General features: G+C 45.8%; 15 protein-coding genes. 3 read left to right on the top strand and 12 right to left on the bottom strand.

Features of this window, described 5'->3' with window-relative positions; genetic code table 11:
* Together malF and malE are read right to left on the bottom strand one after the other, a co-directional pair.
* Positions 1-1557 (bottom strand): maltose ABC transporter permease MalF, encoded by a 1557-nt coding sequence (malF, locus tag AAC855_RS18620; RefSeq protein ID WP_340611547.1) that lies wholly within the window; start codon positions 1555-1557, stop codon positions 1-3.
* Between the two features lie 134 nt (positions 1558-1691).
* Entirely contained in the window at positions 1692-2891 is a 1200-nt protein-coding gene (gene malE / locus AAC855_RS18615; protein ID WP_422824406.1) for a maltose/maltodextrin ABC transporter substrate-binding protein MalE, read from the bottom strand.
* Positions 2892-3269: 378 nt separating this feature from the next.
* On the opposite strand from malE, the gene malK reads away from it, so the two are divergent.
* Genes malK through AAC855_RS18600 form a run of 3 tightly spaced genes read left to right on the top strand, consistent with a single transcriptional unit; the run spans position 3270 to position 6596 of the window.
* A complete protein-coding gene (gene malK, locus AAC855_RS18610) occupies positions 3270-4379 on the top strand; it encodes a maltose/maltodextrin ABC transporter ATP-binding protein MalK (RefSeq protein ID WP_340611546.1) in 1110 nt (369 codons plus the stop codon).
* A gap of 34 nt (positions 4380-4413) precedes the next feature.
* Positions 4414-5691 (top strand): maltoporin, encoded by a 1278-nt coding sequence (locus AAC855_RS18605; protein ID WP_340611545.1) that lies wholly within the window; start codon positions 4414-4416, stop codon positions 5689-5691.
* 20 nt (positions 5692-5711) lie between these two features.
* Positions 5712-6596: a MalM family protein gene (locus tag AAC855_RS18600; protein ID WP_340611544.1), complete on the top strand. Its 885-nt coding sequence runs from the start codon at positions 5712-5714 to the stop codon at positions 6594-6596.
* A gap of 311 nt (positions 6597-6907) precedes the next feature.
* Here the strand turns inward: AAC855_RS18600 and AAC855_RS18595 are convergent, their stop codons facing one another.
* The 10 genes from AAC855_RS18595 to AAC855_RS18550 all read right to left on the bottom strand — a co-directional run.
* Entirely contained in the window at positions 6908-8203 is a 1296-nt protein-coding gene (locus AAC855_RS18595) for a polysaccharide deacetylase family protein (protein ID WP_340611542.1), read from the bottom strand.
* 90 nt (positions 8204-8293) lie between these two features.
* Positions 8294-12517 carry a DNA-directed RNA polymerase subunit beta' gene (gene rpoC, locus AAC855_RS18590; RefSeq protein ID WP_340611540.1) on the bottom strand — a complete coding sequence of 1408 codons (4224 nt, stop codon included), beginning with the start codon at positions 12515-12517 and terminating at the stop codon, positions 8294-8296.
* Positions 12518-12649: 132 nt separating this feature from the next.
* Complete coding sequence (gene rpoB / locus AAC855_RS18585; protein ID WP_340611539.1) at positions 12650-16678, bottom strand: DNA-directed RNA polymerase subunit beta; 4029 nt, start codon at positions 16676-16678, stop codon at positions 12650-12652.
* A gap of 414 nt (positions 16679-17092) precedes the next feature.
* Positions 17093-17458 carry a 50S ribosomal protein L7/L12 gene (rplL, locus tag AAC855_RS18580; RefSeq protein ID WP_038237923.1) on the bottom strand — a complete coding sequence of 122 codons (366 nt, stop codon included), beginning with the start codon at positions 17456-17458 and terminating at the stop codon, positions 17093-17095.
* Positions 17459-17521: 63 nt separating this feature from the next.
* Positions 17522-18019, bottom strand: coding sequence for a 50S ribosomal protein L10 (gene rplJ, locus AAC855_RS18575; RefSeq protein WP_340611538.1), 498 nt, complete (start codon positions 18017-18019; stop codon positions 17522-17524).
* Positions 18020-18373: 354 nt separating this feature from the next.
* Positions 18374-19078, bottom strand: coding sequence for a 50S ribosomal protein L1 (gene rplA / locus AAC855_RS18570; protein ID WP_099120240.1), 705 nt, complete (start codon positions 19076-19078; stop codon positions 18374-18376).
* Positions 19079-19081: 3 nt separating this feature from the next.
* Complete coding sequence (gene rplK / locus AAC855_RS18565) at positions 19082-19510, bottom strand: 50S ribosomal protein L11 (RefSeq protein WP_340611537.1); 429 nt, start codon at positions 19508-19510, stop codon at positions 19082-19084.
* A 228-nt stretch (positions 19511-19738) separates the two neighbouring features.
* On the bottom strand, positions 19739-20284 hold the full coding sequence (nusG, locus tag AAC855_RS18560) for a transcription termination/antitermination protein NusG (RefSeq protein WP_340611536.1): 546 nt from the start codon (positions 20282-20284) through the stop codon (positions 19739-19741).
* Positions 20285-20286: 2 nt separating this feature from the next.
* Positions 20287-20670 carry a preprotein translocase subunit SecE gene (secE, locus tag AAC855_RS18555; protein WP_099109246.1) on the bottom strand — a complete coding sequence of 128 codons (384 nt, stop codon included), beginning with the start codon at positions 20668-20670 and terminating at the stop codon, positions 20287-20289.
* A 392-nt stretch (positions 20671-21062) separates the two neighbouring features.
* Positions 21063-21798, bottom strand: a 736-nt coding sequence (locus AAC855_RS18550) for an elongation factor Tu (RefSeq protein WP_340611534.1), incomplete at its 5' end; no start/stop codon positions are given.

The raw sequence follows: 21798 nt of genomic DNA, 5'->3' as shown, positions 1-21798 counted from the left end.
TTAATCAAATTTAATTCGTGTCGTTTTCAGGTTAATGATTGCCAACGCTCCCACCAACAAGAAGATTAACGTTGCTATCGCCGCCGCCAATCCAAAATCCTGTCCTCCATCACCCTCAAAAGCAATACGGTAGGTATAGCTGACTAGTAGGTCGGTATAACCCGCAGGTGTCGTTGTCCCAATATGGTCCGGCCTGCCGTTGGTAAGCAATTGGATGAGAACAAAGTTATTGAAGTTAAAAGCAAAACTAGCAATCATCAAAGGCGTCAGAGGTTTAATTAACAAAGGAAAAGTGATATAGCAGAAATTCTGTAGCGGCCCGGCACCATCCATCGCGGAGGCTTCATACAGATCATCAGGAATCGCTTTCAATAGCCCCATACAAAGGATCATCATGTAGGGATAGCCCAGCCATGTATTAACAATAATCAACATAGTTCTGGCCAGAGTCGGGTCAGTAAACCAGTCCGGCTTCAGACCAAATAATCCATTAAGCAGTAGATTAACCTCACCAAAACTCTGGTTAAATAATCCTTTGAAAATCAAGATAGAAATAAAGGAAGGTACGGCATACGGTAAGATAAGCAATACACGATAAATAGCCCTGCCCTTAAGCGCTTCCCACTGCACAATACAAGCCAGAATCATGCCCAGTGCCACAGTTAATATTACCGTTAACAGAGAAAAGAGCACAGTCCAGATAAAAATGGAGAGGAAAGGTTTTTGAATCCCTTCGTCTTGCATAACCCGTAGAAAATTTTTCCAACCAATGGAAACCGTAAATCCGGGACTCAACGTCCCATCACCCCATTCCCCTTTTGCATCAATAGATTGGTAAAAACCTGTCTCCATATTCGGGCGATATTTTACACCTGTCTGATTATTAGTGAGGGTATTATCCTCTTTATCCAGAGTATAAAGGGAATGTAGACCGGAAAATTGCCGCAAAGAACTCATGCGTAATCGACTGTTATCCGGCAGAATAACGGTTATTTGCCCTAATGCCTGACGGTTCTGTGTAATGGTACGCAATGTAGCAGCATCATGATGAAAGCGGGTTACTTGCTCATATAATGGCAGAATGATTTTTTCTTTATCAGATAAAGAAAAAGGTGCTGATACCAATACCTTTGAACTGTCAGCAGAATTTAATACCAAAACCCACTGCTGATCTTGGGGATAAAGTTTGAAATTAAATGACTGCCCTGTCTGATATTGTCTACTCATCAGTACTACCTGAGCTCGTTCAAGGGTAAGCTGGTTTGTACTGCTATAGTTTGTAAAAGCAATCGCAATGGTACAAATCAGCGGGAACAGAACAAACAATAACATTGCGGCAATACCCGGGTAGGTATAACGCCAAGCATAGGACTGACTATTAGCGAAAACATAAACACCACTACCCAGTAATACCAGTATCAGAATCGCAAACAGGTATTCCCCTTGTGCGTACATCAACACAATCAAATAACCGGTAAAAGACAAGCTCAGTCCAACTGCAAACCATTTCAGGAGAGAACCTGGCCACCATACATTTTTGTTCAACCTTGCTGACATTATGTACTTCCTGTCACTAAAAATTTATTACCTGTGTGCCTCTTCCCACGAATCGGTGTTACTGAGATTCAATGAGAAAATCCTTCCTCCAATAAACCAAAAATCTCCTTCAAAAGAAGAAGACACATACTCGTTTATTTTACAATCCGGGCTTCTGCATCATTGAGAGCCGCATCTACAGGTTGTCGGCCACTGACGGCATTAAGAACTGCACTACGCATGGCGTACCAAAAGCCGCTCATTTGTGAAATATTCGGCATAATTTCGCCTTTCTGGGCATTATCCATCGTGGCTGCAATGCGGGGATCTTTAGCAAGGATATCCTGATAAGACTTCAACGCTACAGCACCCAACGGCTTATCCTTATCCATCATTGCTAAGCCATCATTAGTCAGCAGGTAGTTTTCCAAAAACTCCTTGGCCAGTTCTTTATTGGGGCTGGCGGCGTTAATTCCTGCACTTAAAATGCCAACAAAAGGTTTAGAAGGCTGGCCTTTAAAAGTCGGCAGCAGAGTAACACCATAGTTAATATTACTTTTATCGATATTCCCCCATGACCAGGGGCCATTAATCGTCATTGCTATCGTACCTTTATTAAAAGCAGCTTCAGCAATGGAATAATCGGTATCAGCACTAAGGTGTTTGTTTTTTACCAGACTGACTAAAAATGCCAGACCAGCTTTAGAACCAGTATGATTTACCCCGCTATCTTTAATATCGTAGGTATCACCCTGCCTCTTGAAAGCGTATCCACCATCAGCAGCAATCAGGGGCCAAGGGAAATAAGGTTCCTGAAGATTAAACATGATCGCATTTTTCCCCTGCTTTTTTAGCTCGTTATCTAACACTGGAATCTCTTCCCATGTTAAGGGAGGTGACTTAACCAAGTCCTTATTGTAAATAAGAGAAAGAGCTTCTACCGCAATAGGGTAGCCGATCAATTTGCCCTCATAACGAACCGCATCCCAGGTAAAGGGAAATAGTTTATCCATAAAATTCTTATCAGGCGTAACCTCAGCCAGTAACCCCGACTGTGCATAGCCCCCAAAACGATCATGTGCCCAGAAAATGATATCCGGGCCATCTCCCACAGCCGCAATCTGAGGATATTTTTCTTCCAGTTTATCGGGATGTTCAACACTGACTGGGATCCCCGTTTCCTGCATAAACCTGTCACCAACTTGCGCCAACCCGTTATATCCCTTATCCCCATTGATCCAAATCACCAGCTTACCTTCTTCCAGTTTTGCGAAAGCAGGAATAGAAAGTACCCATGCAGATAAAACGGAAAGCATCAGCGCACGAGCACCTACTTTTGAGATTATTTTTGTCATCATTCCGTCCTTTTCAGTATTTGCTGATTTAAAATGCATTTTTCACTACACCGCCAGAAAATATTTCACAGTGTGCAATTAATAGAAAGCCGACTCATCCTCCCCTTGTCTACGCCTCTCATCAAATGAGTGTGAACGTGATTACAAAAGCACTGTAAATCATGCCGCCAGCCTTAAGAAGGCACCCATTTTTGGAACTAAAATCACATTTTATTTCGTGAAATATCAAGGAATTTTGTAATCCGACTAATCTCATCCTCCTAATCCCTCCCCCATAAAAAAACGATAAAATGGAGGATTTTTATTCCTGTAATTTTGTACACAATCCTGCCATCTACATTTCACTACAAACCAGGATGGCAACTCCGAGGGAAACATATGTCCAGCGTCACACTGCGTAATGTATCTAAGGCTTATGGTGAAAATGTTATTTCCAGAAATCTCAATCTTGAGATTGATGAAGGGGAGTTTGTGGTTTTTGTTGGTCCGTCAGGATGTGGAAAATCGACTTTATTGAGGATGATTGCCGGTCTGGAAGATATTACGTCCGGTGAAATGCTGATTGCAGGCCAAGTCATAAATGATGTGCCACCTGCGAAACGCAGTATCGGCATGGTTTTCCAATCTTATGCACTTTACCCCCATTTGTCCGTAGCAGATAACATGTCTTTCGGCCTGAAACTGGCAGGTATTAAAAAAAGTGAGATTCAAAGACGGGTAGAGCAAGTCGCAGAAACTCTCCAGCTCGCTCATCTACTGGATCGCCGTCCCAAAGCACTATCCGGTGGTCAGCGCCAGCGAGTGGCTATTGGCCGTACTCTGGTAGCCGAACCCAATATTTTTCTACTGGATGAACCTCTTTCCAATCTGGACGCTGCTCTGCGAGTCCAGATGCGTATCGAAATTTCACGTCTGCACAAACGTCTGCAACGTACCATGATCTATGTCACCCATGATCAAACCGAGGCCATGACATTAGCGGACAAAATCGTTGTATTGGATGCTGGCAGTATTGCTCAGGTTGGTAAACCTCTCGAAATTTATCACTATCCGGCTAACCGTTTCGTAGCCAGTTTCATGGGCTCTCCAAAGATGAATTTCTTACCTGTCAAAGTCTCTGCAATCGCTGTTGATCAAGTACAGATCAGCCTGCCTAATGGGCAGCATGTCTGGCTTCCGGTCGAAAGTAACGGAGTTACCGTCGGGAGTAATGTGTCTCTGGGTATCCGTCCGGAACACCTTTTGCCCAGCGATATCGCTGACGTAACACTGACAGGAACTGTACAGATAATAGAGCAGTTAGGTAATGAAACGCATATTCATATCCACATATCAACCATTCGTCAAAATCTCGTTTATCTCCAGCCTGATATTGTTCTTGTAGAAGAAGGGGCAACCTTCACTATCGGATTAGCCCCTCATCGTTGTCATCTGTTTCGGGAAGACGGAACGGCATGTCGGCGTCTATATAAAGAACCAGGGGTTTAAAACCCCGCCATAAAAAAATAACAGGAGAACAATTATGCGCATCTTACCTCTCTCATTACCCGTGCTGGCTGGATTATTTTCCATGCAGGCCGCTGCGGTAGACTTCCACGGTTATGCCCGTTCAGGTATCGGCTGGGCAGGCCGTGGCGGTGAGCAAACATGTGCTCAAAGTACAGGGGCACAGAGTAAATACCGCCTCGGAAATGAGTGTGAAACCTATGCTGAATTAAAATTGGGGCAAGCTTTATGGCAGCAAGACGATAAACGCTTCTATTTCGATACCAATCTGGCCTATAGCGTCGCTCAGAAAAACGATAATGAATCAGTCAACCCAGTATTCCGCGAAGTGAATGTAAAGGCAACTAACCTGATTGACTGGTTACCCGGTTCAACACTGTGGGCCGGGAAGCGTTTTTATCAACGCCATGATGTACATATGATCGATTTCTATTATTGGGACACCTCCGGTCCCGGAGCCGGTTTAGAAAATATTGACCTTGATTTTGGCAAACTTTCTCTTGCCGTGACACGCAATACCGAAAGTGGAGGTTCATATCGCTGGGTTGGTAATAAAAATCAAAATACAGAAACCTCTAATGATATTTTTGATGCCCGGCTTGCAGCCCTCCCCATCAACAGTGATGGCGTGCTGGAATTAGGTGTCGATTACGGGCGGACTAATCTACGTAAGGGTTATCATCTGGCCCAAAATGCGTCTAAAGATGGAGTCATGCTAACGGCTGAACATACCCAAAGTATGTTGGATGGGTTCAATAAACTTGTTGTTCAGTATGCGACTGACGCTATGACATCCAATAATAATGGTCGTTCTGCGGGAGCCAGTACCAACAATAATGGTCATGTGCTGCGTGTAATAAATCATGGAGCCATCAATCTGGCTAAAGAATGGGACTTAATGTACGTCGCCATGTACCAAAATATTGATCGCGATAATCGTAATGGCACTATTTGGTATACCGCAGGTATCCGCCCAATGTACAAATGGACACCCACCATGAGTACGTTAATGGAGATTGGCTACGATAATGTCCAGTCTCAGCGTACCAAAGCGATTAATGACCAGTACAAAATCACGCTGGCCCAACAATGGCAGGCGGGTGATAGCATCTGGTCCCGTCCGGCTATCCGTTTGTACACCACTTATGCTAAATGGAATGAAAAATGGGGTTATGCCAATAAAATTCCCGGTTATAACGATGGGGTAGCGTATCGTGACACCACTGATCACCATTTCAGCCGTGGTAAGAATGATGAGTTCACGTTTGGTGCTCAATTTGAAGCCTGGTGGTAATTTCAGGTAAGGGTAAAACGATGAAAACCACACTAACTACTCTCTTCTATTACAGTATTCTCTCCTGCCTAAGCCTCCCCTTAGTGGCTTATGCAACAGATACTGTCTCTGAGAAGGCTATGTTTAATCAGGAAATAAGCAACAATGTTGCTTATTCCATACCTGCTTCTGTTTTACAGAAGCAGGTATGGAAACCCATGAAGCTCCCGGCAATGCACACCATTGTTCTCAATCGGACTTCACCTCAGATTAACGAAGGAAATATTCAGGGAGCAGTTACCACTCTTGCTTTACCAGCCAGTCAGGGTGCACTGAAAATGACGTTAAGCAGCCTGATAAATGATAAGCAGGTCTATTTACCTAACGTGTTGGCGTTTGATGAAAAATTTCAACCTGTTGCATTTTATTCAAGCCATTCTTTTTCCTATCAACAGCCGGAGATCTTTTCAGGGGAACGGGTTGAAAGAACGTTTAAAATAACGCCGACATCAGGCCAGAAAAAGATATATTTGCTGATTTATACTACCCATGCAGACCTACAAACATCGACAAAAATGGTTGATCCAGCCAAAGCCTATGCTCAGGGAGTAGGTAACGCGGTTCCCAATATTCCAGACCCAGTAGCTCGCCATACTGATACCGGAACTTTAATACTGAAAGTGACGTCAGAACGAACTACCGAAAACGTATTGGCTGATCATTCTCTTATAGATCCGAAGCCTAATAGGGTGACTAAATCTATTTCAAATGAAACAGAACAGCACTTCAACGAGGCCATCAGAGAAGCAATTAAAAAGGGAGATATCAATAAGGCACTGGCTCTGCTAGATGAAGCTGAACGCCTTGGTTCATCGAGTGCCCGGGAAACATTTATCAAAATGATAAAGAGTAAAGGATCTACCTGAACCGGCACACATTAAAACCACCCGTTTATACACTTCGTCTTTTAAGTTGCTTCTTTGGTGGCTGCATCTTGAAATCCATTGTGTAACATAGGAATAAAAACGGGTGGCTTTAATGATGATTACTCATCATATTTAGTCATTAAATTCTGTAGTTACGATTGACTCAATCAGCGCTTTGCCACTGCGTGTTAACTTAATTTTGTCATCATCAAAAAATAGCAACTGACGCTCTGCCAAATCACATAATTTATTATAAATACGTTTATTTTCTTGAGCAGAACATTGGAGACATAACCGCTAACCTTAATATGTCATTTGTGACTATTTATCTTAGAAAAAGAAATATCTCTTGGTTTATTGGCTATTATTTTTGCCATTTTTTCAATGGAATCTGTCCGTAATATATATAGCCGTTTCAAAGAAAAAGGATTATCTCCCAATTTAACTTTTCCCTGCACGGTAGTAACCGCCAAATGAAAACCTGCATTTTTAGCCGCTTTCATCGCTGACATATTATATCCGCCAAACGGATAGGAAAGATAAATCACGTGGGGATTAAATTGTGATAATGCCCGGCGGGAGCGTTCAAAATCATACAAAATATTCCGGTATGATCGCTTGAATAATATGGGTTTCTTATTTTTATCTAACCGATGCAAAAAATGAGTATGGGATTGAAAATCAAAAACATCCTGCATAGATAACAATTCATTAAGACTCAAAAATTGTAGATTATTGGGATTCCATTTCTGAGGGTGACGTTTGATTCGGGATGAAATGATAAAAAGTGTCGCCTCTTGTCCATTTTTTTTCAGTATTGGATAAGCATAGCGATACACTGACTTCAATCCATCATCAAAAGTCAAAGCAACGACTTTCGCCGGCAGGTTAATTGTACCTTTTAAGTACCCTTCCAACTCATAGAGTGAAATTGTGGTGTAGCCAGCCTGTTTTAAGTAATCCATTTGACTACGGAAGGCGTTCAAAGACGTGGTTGTTGATGTATGCAGAAAACGCTTATTTTCTTTATCATTAAGGATATGGTGGTATGTCAGCACAGGTATACCATTATCCTGTTCAGCATCCTGAGCACGAATATAGCCCAACCGTCCCCCCAGATTAATTTCATACCAAATATTATGCTTAATATCCTGTACCTTATCCTGAATCGGATAGCGGAGATCGGCTGCCAGTACTGCAATTGGCTTGCTATCAACTTTCAGCGTGCTGTAAACCTTCGTTTTCTGAAAGGTGGCTAAACCCTGAGCGACTTTATTATTGAGGATGGGGAAAGGATCACTGGGGAATTGGGCTTTTTTTATTTCTTTTAAATGGTTTTTAGCTATATAACCTTTCCCATTACCAAACCTAAATACATAATAATCACTGTCTTCCCCTTCATCCTGAACCACTTGCAGGCTCTGCCCTTCCCTAAAGGTGCCAACCTGAATCACATGCTCTCCGATCAAGGCATAAATTTCGCTGTCTCTGATGACCTCCATATAACGATAGTTTTTCCCATCAGGCTGATACGCTGCGACCTGATTGGAGAAAAAGAATAACGACAGCAAGAAAATCATGGCAGCAACATTAACGATTTGTCTCATTCTGTTTTCCATCCAAAATAAAAATGCCCTCTACCAGAGAGGGCATTTTATGATTAGTGATACGAATTATGTATCCTACTCATCATGGTATTACTCGTTGGAGCTGCTACCGAAACCTGCATTCAACAATTCAGCAAGGTTTGCAGTGGCTTCGTCAACAGTCACTTGTGGTGCTTCAACCACTTCATTCTCGTGACGACGACGCATACGATCCTGATGGTAAGCATAACCGGTACCCGCTGGGATCAGACGACCCACAATTACGTTCTCTTTCAGGCCACGCAGTTCATCACGTTTACCTGCAACAGCTGCTTCAGTCAGTACGCGGGTTGTTTCCTGGAACGACGCCGCAGAGATGAAGGATTCTGTTGCCAGTGATGCTTTGGTGATACCCAACAGATCACGGTGGAAGGTCGCAGGGACTTTGCCATCTTGATCCAATTTACGGTTAGCAACTTTAACGCGTGCGTATTCAACTTGCTCGCCTTCAAGGAATTCAGAGCTTCCTGCGCTTGCAATGGTCACTTTACGCAGCATCTGACGAACGATAACCTCAATGTGTTTATCGTTAATCTTAACGCCTTGCAGACGGTAAACTTCCTGAACTTCGTTAGTGATGTAACGAGCAACGGCATGAACGCCACGCAGACGCAGAATGTCGTGTGGAGATTCTGGGCCATCGGAGATCACGTCACCACGTTCAACAACCTCACCTTCGAATACGTTGAGCTGACGCCATTTAGGGATCATCTCTTCGTAAGCATCACTACCATCCAGTGGGCTGATTACCAAACGGCGTTTACCTTTGGTTTCTTTACCGAAGGAAACGATACCGCTGATTTCTGCCAGGATAGCAGGCTCTTTCGGACGACGTGCTTCGAACAGGTCTGCAACGCGTGGCAGACCACCGGTGATATCTTTAGTACCGCCAGATTCCTGAGGAATACGCGCCAGCGTGTCACCCGCAGAGATAGATATGCCATCTTCCAGCTGAACAATCGCTTTACCCGGCAGGAAGTACTGAGCAGGCATATCTGTACCTGGGATCAGAACGTCGTTACCCTGAGCATCAACGATTTTCAGTGCCGGACGCAGGTCTTTACCGCTACCGGTACGCTCTGCACTGTCCAGAACCACCAGTGATGAAAGGCCGGTCAGTTCGTCCGTCTGACGGGTAATGGTCTGGCCATCTACCATGTCAGAGAACTGGATGATACCGGACACTTCACTCACGACTGGCATGGTGTGTGGGTCCCAGTTAGCAACGGTTTCACCGCCGGCAACTTTCTCGCCATCACCTTTAGACAATACGGAGCCGTAAGGCACTTTATAGCTTTCTTTAGTACGGCCGAAATCGTCAATCAGACGCAATTCGGTATTACGGGAAGTAATAACCAGTTTGCCCGCTGAGTTGGTAACGAATTTAGCGTTGGTCAGTTTCAATTGACCTTTGTTACGTACCTGAATGCTGGATTCTGCTGCCGCACGAGATGCCGCACCACCGATGTGGAACGTACGCATCGTCAGCTGTGTACCCGGCTCACCGATTGACTGTGCCGCGATAACACCAACTGCTTCACCTTTGTTGATGATATGACCACGAGCAAGGTCACGTCCGTAACAGTTCGCACAGACACCGAAGTCAGTTTCACAACTTACTACAGAGCGTACTTTCACGCTGTCAACGGAGTTTTCTTCTAACAGATCACACCATTTCTCGTTCAGCAGAGTGTTACGTGGAACCAGAATATCCGCAGAACCCGGTTTCAGAACGTCTTCAGCAGTCACACGACCCAGTACACGCTCACGCAGAGGTTCTTTAACGTCACCACCTTCGATAACCGGAGTCATCATGATGCCATTATGAGTACCACAGTCATCTTCAGTAACAACCAGATCCTGAGCAACGTCAACCAGACGACGAGTCAGATAACCGGAGTTCGCAGTTTTCAGTGCGGTATCCGCAAGACCTTTACGAGCACCGTGGGTTGAGATGAAGTACTGAAGTACGTTCAGACCTTCACGGAAGTTCGCGGTGATTGGGGTTTCGATGATGGAGCCATCTGGCGTTGCCATCAGACCACGCATACCCGCCAACTGACGAATCTGAGCAGCAGAACCACGAGCACCGGAGTCGGCCATCATAAAGATGTTGTTGAAGGAAACCTGTTGTTCTTCTTCACCTTTGCTGTTAATCACAGTCTCAGAAGAGAGGTTTTCCATCATCGCTTTAGCAACACGTTCGTTTGCCGCAGCCCAGATATCGATAACTTTGTTATAGCGTTCGCCCGCAGTTACCAGACCTGACTGGAACTGTTCCTGAATTTCAGCAACTTCAGCTTCTGCTTCCGCGATGATGCCTTCTTTCTTCTCAGGAATAACCATGTCGTCAATACCTACGGATACCCCTGAACGGGCAGCGTAAGCAAAACCGGTGTACATGGTCTGGTCAGCTAAGATAACGGTTGGTTTCAGGCCCAGCACACGGTAACAGGTATTCAGCATCTTAGAGATTGCTTTTTTACCCAGTGGCTGGTTAATCAGTGAGTATGGCAGACCACGCGGTACAATCATCCACAGGATGGCACGACCGATAGTGGTATCAACCAGACCTGTATTAACAGCAACGTTACCTTCACCATCTCTCACTTCTTCAGTGATACGAACTTTGACACGGGCATGCAGAGAAGCCAGACCTGCGCGGTATACGCGTTCTGCTTCTTTAGGACCGGTCAGAACCATGCCTTCGCCTTTCGCGTTAACACAGTCACGGGTCATGTAGTACAGACCCAATACAACGTCCTGAGATGGAACGATGATTGGTTCACCGCTCGCCGGAGACAGGATGTTGTTGGTAGACATCATCAGCGCACGCGCTTCCAACTGGGCTTCCAGTGTCAACGGTACGTGAACAGCCATCTGGTCACCATCGAAGTCGGCGTTATAAGCCGCACACACCAATGGGTGCAACTGAATCGCTTTACCTTCGATCAGAACCGGTTCAAACGCCTGAATACCCAGACGGTGAAGGGTTGGTGCACGGTTCAGCAGAACCGGATGCTCACGGATAACCTCATCAAGGATATCCCATACAACCGCTTCTTCGCGTTCAACCATTTTCTTAGCTGCTTTGATGGTAGTCGCCAGACCACGCAGTTCCAGCTTGCCGTAGATAAATGGTTTGAACAGCTCCAGTGCCATCTTCTTAGGAAGACCACACTGATGCAGGCGCAGGTATGGACCTACTGTAATTACAGAACGGCCTGAGTAGTCAACACGTTTACCCAACAGGTTCTGACGGAAACGACCCTGTTTACCCTTGATCATGTCAGCCAGGGATTTCAGAGGACGCTTGTTGGAACCCGTGATTGCGCGACCACGACGACCGTTGTCCAGCAATGCATCAACCGCTTCCTGCAACATACGTTTTTCGTTACGTACGATGATGTCTGGCGCAGCCAGATCCAGCAGGCGTTTCAGACGGTTGTTACGGTTGATAACGCGACGATACAGATCGTTCAGGTCAGACGTTGCGAAACGGCCGCCATCCAGAGGAACCAATGGACGCAGATCCGGTGGCAGAACTGGCAGAACAGTCAGAACCATCCACTCTGGTTTGTTACCAGACTGAATGAAAGCTTCCAGCAGCTTGATGCGCTTGGTCAGTTTCTTACGTTTGGTTTCAGAGTTAGTTTCGTTCAGCTCTTCACGCAGAGTTTCACATTCGTTTTCCAGATCGATGTTTTTCAACAAAGACTGGATCGCTTCTGCACCCATTTTTGCGTCGAACTCATCACCGAACTCTTCCAGTGCATCCAGATACTGCTCTTCAGTCAGGATCTGACTGCGCTCAAGACTGGTCATGCCGCCTTCTACAACCACATAGGATTCGAAGTACAGTACGCGTTCGATGTCACGCAATGGCATATCCAGCAATAAGCCGATACGGGATGGCAGTGATTTCAGGAACCAGATGTGAGCAGTCGGAGATGCCAGTTCAATGTGACCCATACGTTCACGGCGAACTTTAGTCTGAGTGACTTCAACACCACACTTCTCACAAATCACACCACGGTGTTTTAAGCGCTTGTATTTACCACACAAGCATTCGTAATCTTTTACCGGCCCGAAAATACGCGCACAGAAAAGACCGTCACGCTCAGGTTTGAACGTACGGTAGTTAATGGTTTCCGGCTTTTTTACTTCCCCGAATGACCACGAACGGATCATATCTGGAGAGGCCAGAGCAATTTTGATCGCATCAAACTCTTCGGTCTTGGTTTGCGCTTTCAGAAACTTCAATAAGTCTTTCACGAAATGGCTCCTGTCGGAGTTAGACCTGTTAGGTGAGTGGCCCATGCCACTCCCCCCTTGTAACCAGTGTAACCACTGGCTGGCAAACTACCCCCTTATGTATTTAAGGGGGTAGTGCCAGCGGAAAACGATTTATTCGTCTTCCAGCTCGATGTTGATACCCAAGGAACGGATCTCTTTCAGCAATACGTTGAAAGACTCCGGCATACCTGGTTCCATCTGGTGGTTACCGTCCACGATGTTTTTATACATCTTGGTACGACCGTTAACGTCATCAGACTTAACGGTAAGCATTTCTTGCAGAGTATAGGCAGCACCGTATGCTTCCAGTGCCCACACTTCCATCTCCCCGAAACGCTGACCACCGAACTGTGCTTTACCACCCAGCGGCTGCTGAGTAACCAAGCTGTAAGAACCGGTAGAACGGGCGTGCATCTTGTCATCAACCAAGTGGTTCAATTTCAGCATGTACATGTAACCAACGGTTACCTGACGCTCGAATTGCTCACCGGTACGGCCGTCAAACAGTGTGATCTGACCGGAAGTCGGCAGGCCACCCAGTTTCAACAGCTCTTTGATTTCAGTCTCTTTCGCACCGTCGAAAACTGGCGTTGCGATTGGCATACCTTTTTTCAGGTTTTCAGCCAGACGCATGACTTCGTCGTCAGTGAAAGTATTCAAATCAACTTTCTGACGGGTGTCATCACCCAGATCATAAGCTTTCTGGATAAATTCACGCAGTTTGGCAACTTCCTGCTGCTGTTTCAGCATTGCATTGATCTTGTCACCAATGCCCTTCGCCGCCATACCCAGGTGAGTTTCCAGAATCTGACCGATGTTCATACGTGATGGTACGCCCAGCGGGTTCAGTACGATGTCAACAGGAGTACCATTTTCATCGTAAGGCATGTCTTCGATTGGGTTGATCTTAGAGATTACACCCTTGTTACCGTGACGACCTGCCATCTTATCACCAGGCTGGATCTGACGTTTCACTGCCAGATAAACCTTAACGATTTTCAGTACACCAGGTGCTAAATCATCACCCTGAGTGATCTTACGGCGTTTAGCATCCAGTTTTTTCTCGAACTCAGCTTTCAGTTCGTCATACTGTTCTGCCAACTGTTCCAGCTGATTCTGTTTATCTTCATCAGCCAGACCCAGTTCTAACCAGCGCTCACGTGGCAGCTTGTCTAATTTTTCCGCTTCAATTCCACCGGAAACCAGTGCGGAACGAATACGGGCAAACAAACCAGCTTCGAAAATACGCAGTTCTTCAGTCAGGTCTTTCTTCGCCTGACGCAGCTGCATCTCTTCGATTTCCAGAGCACGCTTGTCTTTTTCTACGCCATCACGGGTAAAGACCTGTACGTCGATAACAGTACCGGAAACACCGTTTGGTACACGCAGTGATGAATCTTTAACGTCAGACGCTTTTTCACCAAAGATCGCACGCAACAGTTTTTCTTCTGGCGTTAACTGAGTTTCACCTTTTGGTGTCACTTTACCGACCAGAATGTCGCCACCTTTCACTTCCGCACCGATATAAACAATACCGGATTCGTCCAGTTTAGACAGCGCTGCTTCACCCACGTTAGGGATGTCAGCAGTGATCTCTTCAGGCCCCAGTTTAGTATCACGGGATACACAAGCCAGTTCCTGAATATGAATAGTAGTGAAACGGTCTTCCTGAACAACACGCTCAGAGACGAGGATGGAGTCCTCGAAGTTATAACCATTCCATGGCATGAACGCCACGCGCATGTTCTGACCCAGTGCCAGCTCACCCAAATCGGTGGATGGGCCATCAGCCAGAACGTCACCACGTTCTACCATTTCACCCAGAGACACACATGGCATCTGGTTGATACAAGTGTTCTGGTTAGAGCGGGTGTACTTGGTCAGGTTATAGATATCAATGCCCGCTTCACCAGCGTACATTTCATCTTCGTTAACCTTAATCACGATACGGGATGCGTCAACGTACTGAACCACACCGCCACGTTTAGCAACGGAGGTTACACCGGAGTCAACCGCTACCGCACGCTCCATACCTGTTCCGACCAGCGGCTTGTCTGCACGCAGAGTTGGAACTGCCTGACGTTGCATGTTCGCACCCATCAATGCACGGTTGGCGTCATCGTGTTCAAGGAATGGGATCAGGGAAGCACCGACGGACACGATCTGTTGTGTCGAAACGTCCATGTACTGAACCTGATCACGGCTGAACAAGCTGGATTCGTCATAATGACGGCAGGTTACCAGTTCTTCAATGAAGTGGCCTTCTTCGTCCAGTGCGGAGTTAGCCTGCGCAATGACGTAGTTACCTTCTTCAATCGCTGACAGGTAATGAATCTCATCGGTTACCACGCCATCACGTACTAAACGATAAGGGGTTTCAAGGAAACCATATTCGTTGGTACGGGCATAAACGGACAGGGAGTTAATCAGACCGATGTTTGGACCTTCAGGCGTTTCGATTGGACATACACGACCATAGTGAGTCGGGTGTACGTCTCGAACTTCAAAGCCTGCACGTTCACGGGTCAGACCGCCCGGGCCCAAAGCAGAAATACGGCGTTTGTGCGTGATTTCAGACAGTGGGTTGTTCTGGTCCATAAACTGAGACAGCTGGCTGGAACCAAAGAACTCTTTCACTGCGGCTGAAATTGGCTTAGCGTTGATCATATCCTGAGGCATCAGGGTATCCAGATCGCCCAGAGACAGACGCTCTTTCACCGCACGCTCTACACGTACCAGACCTACACGGAACTGGTTTTCAGCCATTTCACCAACGGAGCGGATACGACGGTTGCCCAAGTGGTCGATATCATCCACTTCGCCTTTACCGTTACGGATATCGATAAGCTTTTTCATGACATCAATGATGTCAGCTTTGCTCAGGATACCTGAACCTTCAATCTCTTCACGATCCAGTGAACGGTTGAACTTCATACGGCCAACAGCAGACAGATCATAGCGATCTTCAGAGAAGAACAGGTTCTCAAACAGATTTTCTGCTGCTTCACGTGTTGGTGGTTCACCCGGACGCATCATGCGATAGATTTCAACCAATGCGCTCAGGCGGTCGTTGGTTGGGTCAATTCGCAGAGTCTCGGAGATGTATGCACCGTGATCCAAGTCGTTGGTGAACAGGGTCTCAATGGTTTTATGACCAGATTGGCTCAAACGTGCCAGCAGATCCAAAGAGAGTTCCATGTTCGCAGCACAGATGATTTCACCCGTGTGCTGATCGATGTAATCTCTTGCAACAACTTTACCCGCGATATATTCAACAGGCACCTCAATGCGGTCTACCTGATCTTTTTCTAACTGGCGGATATGACGTGCAGTGATACGACGGCCTTTTTCAACATAAAGTTTGCCGTTCGCTTCAATATCAAATGAAGCTGTCTCACCACGCAGACGTTCTGGTACCAGAGTCATCTGCAATTTGTTGTCGCGAATTTCGAACGTGGTCTTGTCGAAGAACAGATTCAGAATGTCTTCGCTCGTGTAATCCATCGCGCGCAGAATAATCGAAGCCGGTAATTTACGACGGCGGTCGATACGCACAAACAGGTTATCTTTAGGATCGAATTCGAAATCCAACCATGAACCACGGTAAGGAATGATACGTGCATTATACAGTACCTTACCGGATGAATGGGTTTTACCCTTATCGCTGTCAAAGAAAACGCCTGGGCTACGATGTAACTGAGATACGATTACGCGCTCAGTACCGTTGATAACGAAAGTACCGTTATCAGTCATGAGTGGAATTTCACCCATGTAGACTTCTTGTTCTTTGATGTCTTTTACTGTGCCTTCCGGCGCTTCACGCTCATAGATCACCAGACGCAGTTTAACGCGCAGTGGAGCGGAATAAGTCACACCACGGATCTGACACTCTTGAACATCAAAAACAGGTTCGCCAAGACGGTAGCTTACATATTGCAGCTCAGAACTGCCGCTGTAACTCTGAATTGGGAACACAGAACGGAAGGCCGCTTCCAGTCCATTCTGGCCTTCAGGATCTTGCTCGATAAACTTCTGGAACGAGTCAAGTTGGATAGAAAGAAGGTATGGAACATCCAAAACTTGTGGACGTTTACCAAAATCCTTACGAATACGTTTTTTCTCGGTATAGGAGTAAACCATAGGGTTCCTCAGCTCGCTGATAAGTGACCCACTCTGTCCGCCCTTAAGGACAGCACTCTGCAACACTATTTTTTCGAACAGAAAATAGAATATTTTCCGTAATACCCATTGCTATTACTCTTAAATCATTTCATTGCGTTACCTTACTACCGAGCTACCCGAGTGGATCGTAGCTGAGAACACAGTATATTAAGTCGTCAATAGGAAGGAGTATTTAGGGTTGATTAGTAGCCAAACAGTGTGAAATGCTACTAACACCCTGCATGTGCTCTGTAAGGCAGTCTTTCTGTAAAGTCATCCTTGTAAAACAAGTCCCTTACAAACTACAAGCTGCCTTACAGCGCAAAAAGGCTGGCGATTAAAAAACCGCCAGCCGCCAGCCTTGAAAATCAGGCTGCGAACTTCAAACTGATCTTACTTGATCTCAACAGAAGCACCTGCTTCTTCCAGAGATTTTTTCAGAGCTTCAGCGTCGTCTTTGCTGATGCCTTCTTTCAGTGCTGCTGGTGCGCTTTCAACCAGGTCTTTAGCTTCTTTCAGACCCAGGCCAGTTGCGCCACGTACTGCTTTGATTACAGCAACTTTGTTAGCGCCAACGCCAGTCAGGATTACGTCGAATTCAGTTTTTTCTTCAACTGCTTCAGCAGCGCCACCAACTACAGCTACAGCTGCAGCAGCAGAAACGCCGAATTTTTCTTCCATCATGCTGATCAGTTCAACAACGTCCATTACAGACATTTCTGCAACTGCGTCCAGAATTTGTTCTTTAGTGATAGACATAACAAGTGTTCCTAAAATTCAGAAATAATTTATACGTTAAAAAGCAACGAAGGAAATAAGCAATTAAGCAGCTTCTTTCTGATCGCGTAGCGCAGCCAGAGTGCGAACCAGTTTGCCTGCAGCGGCTTCTTTCATGGTTGACATCAGGCGTGCGATTGCTTCTTCGTAAGTTGGGAGTGTAGCCAGACGATCGATGTCCGAACCTGGGATAAACTCACCTTCAAAGGCTGCTGCTTTAATCTCGAATGCTGGGTTCGCTTTCGCGAAATCTTTGAACAGACGAGCAGCGGCGCCCGGATGTTCGTTAGAAAAAGCAATCAAGGTTGGACCAACAAACGCTTCTTTCAGGCACTCATAATCAGTACCTTCAACAGCACGACGCATCAGAGTGTTACGAACAACACGCATGTAAACGCCAGCTTCGCGACCTGCTTTACGCAGTTCAGTCATTTTATCTACAGTAACGCCGCGAGAATCCGCAACAACCGCAGACAGCGCGCCTTTGGCTACTTCGCTGACTTCAGCAACAATCGCTTGTTTGTCTTGAAGATTTAGTGCCATTAGCTTCTTGCTCCTGGATTAACCGGGCAAACCCGGGACTCACTTCACTCAGAACATGAAATATGCCTGAGCGCTGAAACACGGTGAGCAGAATCCAGAAATTAAATTTCATTTGGCTCTGTCACCGTCTACGCAGGATATTAAGTAAGTAATTTATCTACGTACTTACGCCTGCGGTCTTGGACGGGGCTTGGATTAGGCCAAGCTCCAACCGAAAACTGTGATTTGCCCTGAACAAATTTTATGCGCCAATTATTATAAATTGTTATAAATCTGTTCAGTCAAATTCGAGGCGTCAGATTTTAAACAAATCTGACGCCGAGGTAAAGCGTTATTCGCTTTCAGCCTAAATTATTAAGCTGTTACGGTGTTCAGACCAGACTGGTCAATCGCAACACCTGCGCCCATGGTAGTGGACAGGCTAACTTTCTTAACGTAAACGCCTTTAGCTGAAGATGGTTTTGCTTTTTTCAGCGCAACCAGCAGAGCTTCCAGGTTTTCTTTCAGTTTGTCAGCGTCAAAGTCAACTTTACCGATGGTGGTGTGGATGATACCGTTTTTGTCGTTACGGTAACGAACCTGACCAGCTTTAGCATTCTGTACAGCTTCAGCAACGTTAGGAGTTACAGTACCAACTTTCGGGTTTGGCATCAGACCACGTGGGCCCAGGATTTGACCCAGTTGACCAACAACGCGCATTGCATCTGGAGATGCGATAACAACGTCGAAGTTCATCTCGCCTTTCTTAATCTGTTCAGCCAGATCTTCCATACCTACCAGTTCTGCGCCAGCAGCTTTAGCCGCTTCAGCGTTTGCACCCTGGGTAAATACAGCAACACGTACTGAACGACCGGTACCGTGTGGCAGTACAGTCGCGCCACGAACGTTCTGGTCAGATTTACGAGCATCGATGCCAAGATTAACAGCTACGTCAACGCTTTCTACGAACTTAGCAGTAGCCAGTTCTTTCAGCAGAGCAACGGCTTCATTGATGTCATATTGCTTAGTTGCATCAACTTTTTCACGAATAGTGCGCATGCGCTTAGTCAGTTTAGCCATTGATTAACCCTCCACTACCAGGCCCATGGAACGAGCAGTACCTTCGATTGAACGCATCATTGCGTCAATGTCAGCACCAGTCATATCCGCAGCTTTAGTTTCAGCAATTTCACGAATCTGAGCGCTGGTTACTTTACCAACTTTCTCTTTATTCGGTTTGCCGGAACCAGATTTAACGCCAGCTGCTTTTTTCAGCAGAACGGCCGCTGGTGGGGTTTTGGTAACGAAAGTGAAAGAACGGTCTGCATAAACAGTGATAACAACTGGAATTGGCAGGCCTTTTTCAATGCTTTCAGTTTTAGCATTGAACGCTTTACAGAATTCCATGATGTTAACACCCTGCTGACCCAGTGCTGGACCAACTGGTGGGCTTGGGTTAGCCATACCCGCTGCAACTTGCAGCTTAACGTAGGCTTGTACTTTCTTAGCCATCTATATTTCCTCTATATGGGTGTTATCGCCTCAGAAAAGAGGCTCCCCTAACGTTTCAGGCCCCGCCTAATAATTAAATCAGGCAAAACCACAAAAAATTATGTCTGTCATCAGACTGAGTTGCCTATTCGGATAACCTAAAATAGCCCCCGAATAAAAACAAAAGGCGCGAAATTGTATGCTAATTTCACACCCTTTGCAAGAAAAAATGCTCAATTAAGCATCAAATCAAGCTTTCTCGACCTGACTGAAATCCAGCTCAACTGGCGTAGTACGACCAAAGATAGAAACCGAAACTTTCAGGCGGCTCTTCTCGTAATCGACTTCTTCTACAACACCATTGAAGTCTACAAATGGACCATCGTTGACACGGACCATTTCGCCTGGTTCGAACAAAGTTTTTGGACGTGGTTTATCACCAACCTGCTGCAGACGATTCATAATAGCATCGACTTCTTTGCCAGTGATTGGTGCAGGACGGTCAGGTGTACCGCCAACAAAACCCATTACGCGAGGTACACCGCGAACCAGATGCCATGTTGCATCGTTCATTACCATTTGTACCAAGACATAGCCCGGGAAGAATTTACGTTCGCTTTTACGACGCTGGCCACTGCGGATCTCAACGACTTCTTCTGTCGGCACCATAATGTCACCGAAAGAATCTTCCATATCTTGTAATTTGATATGTTCACGCAGAGATTGAACTACGCGACCTTCAAACCCAGAAAATGCCTGTATGACATACCAACGCTTTTTTGGGGACTCAGACATTCTTAAAACCTCAGGCCTGTAATAAATGAAACTAAACGCACCAGAATACCATCAAGCCCCCACAAAATCAGTGACATGACAGCGGTTACTGCTGCAACAATGAGAGTTGTATGCAGGGCTTCCTGGCGAGTTGGCCAAATGACTTTACGCATTTCGACGCGAGATTCACGGGCAAATGCTAATGCAGCTTTACCTTTCGCAGTCAACAATGCAACTGCTCCTGCAAGGGCAACAATAGCAACAACGGCTATCGCGCGCAGGGGCAGGTTATACTCCCGGTAATAGTAATTACCCACAATAGCAACCACCAGCAGCACTGCTACCAATAGCCATTTTGCTATATCAAGACCACGCCCGCTTTCTTGAGCATTGCTATTCGCACTCATAAACCAACCTGTAACTATATGTAAGTAACTATGATGTAAATAGATAGCCAGCTTGCCTCGCAAGAGCAAAACAAATCAGACCGAACCCAAAAATAATTGTAATTGTATCTGACTCGGCGTCATAATTCAGCAGGACTTTTCGTACCCGTTTTCCTGAAAACGAACTTATTAAGAAAACTCTCTTAAAACTATCTGTCTGAAAACAGGCGGATACCAAATCCTATCCGTTGTATCAGAGCCTATCTCACCAATAATTCAGTACAACTATTTCATGTACCCATCGACAACTATCGAACAACTATTAAATAACTATTGATGAGATAGGTTCTTTTTAAGACAACGTATAAAAAGGGCATCTATCGATGCCCTTCCAAAATGAACACATTAAAAAATTATGCGATCACTTTAGCAACAACACCAGCACCTACGGTACGGCCGCCTTCACGGATTGCAAAACGCAGACCTTCGTCCATTGCGATTGGAGCAATCAGAGTAACGATCATGTTGATGTTGTCACCTGGCATTACCATCTCAACGCCTTCTGGCAGTTCGATAGTACCGGTTACGTCAGTTGTACGGAAGTAGAACTGTGGACGGTAACCTTTGAAGAATGGAGTATGACGGCCACCTTCATCTTTGCTCAGGATATATACTTCAGATTCGAAAGTAGTGTGTGGCTTGATTGAACCTGGTTTAGCCAGTACCTGACCACGTTCGATTTCGTCACGCTTAGTACCACGCAGCAGAACACCAACGTTCTCACCCGCACGGCCTTCGTCCAGCAGTTTGCGGAACATTTCAACGCCAGTACAAGTTGTTTTCGCAGTATCTTTGATACCAACGATTTCAACTTCGTCACCAACTTTAACGATACCACGCTCAACACGACCCGTTACAACAGTACCACGGCCGGAGATGGAGAATACGTCTTCGATTGGCAGCAGGAATGGCTTGTCAATGTCACGCTCTGGTTCTGGAATGTAAGTATCCAGTGCTTCAGCCAGTTCAACAACTTTAGCTTCCCACTCTGCGTCGCCTTCCAGCGCTTTCAGAGCAGAACCACGGATGATTGGCGTGTCGTCGCCTGGGAAGTCGTACTGAGACAGCAGCTCACGCACTTCCATTTCA

The organism is Xenorhabdus bharatensis, from assembly GCF_037996705.1.
Classification (GTDB): domain Bacteria; phylum Pseudomonadota; class Gammaproteobacteria; order Enterobacterales; family Enterobacteriaceae; genus Xenorhabdus; species Xenorhabdus bharatensis.
This window is presented reverse-complemented; position numbering and strand designations above follow the sequence as displayed.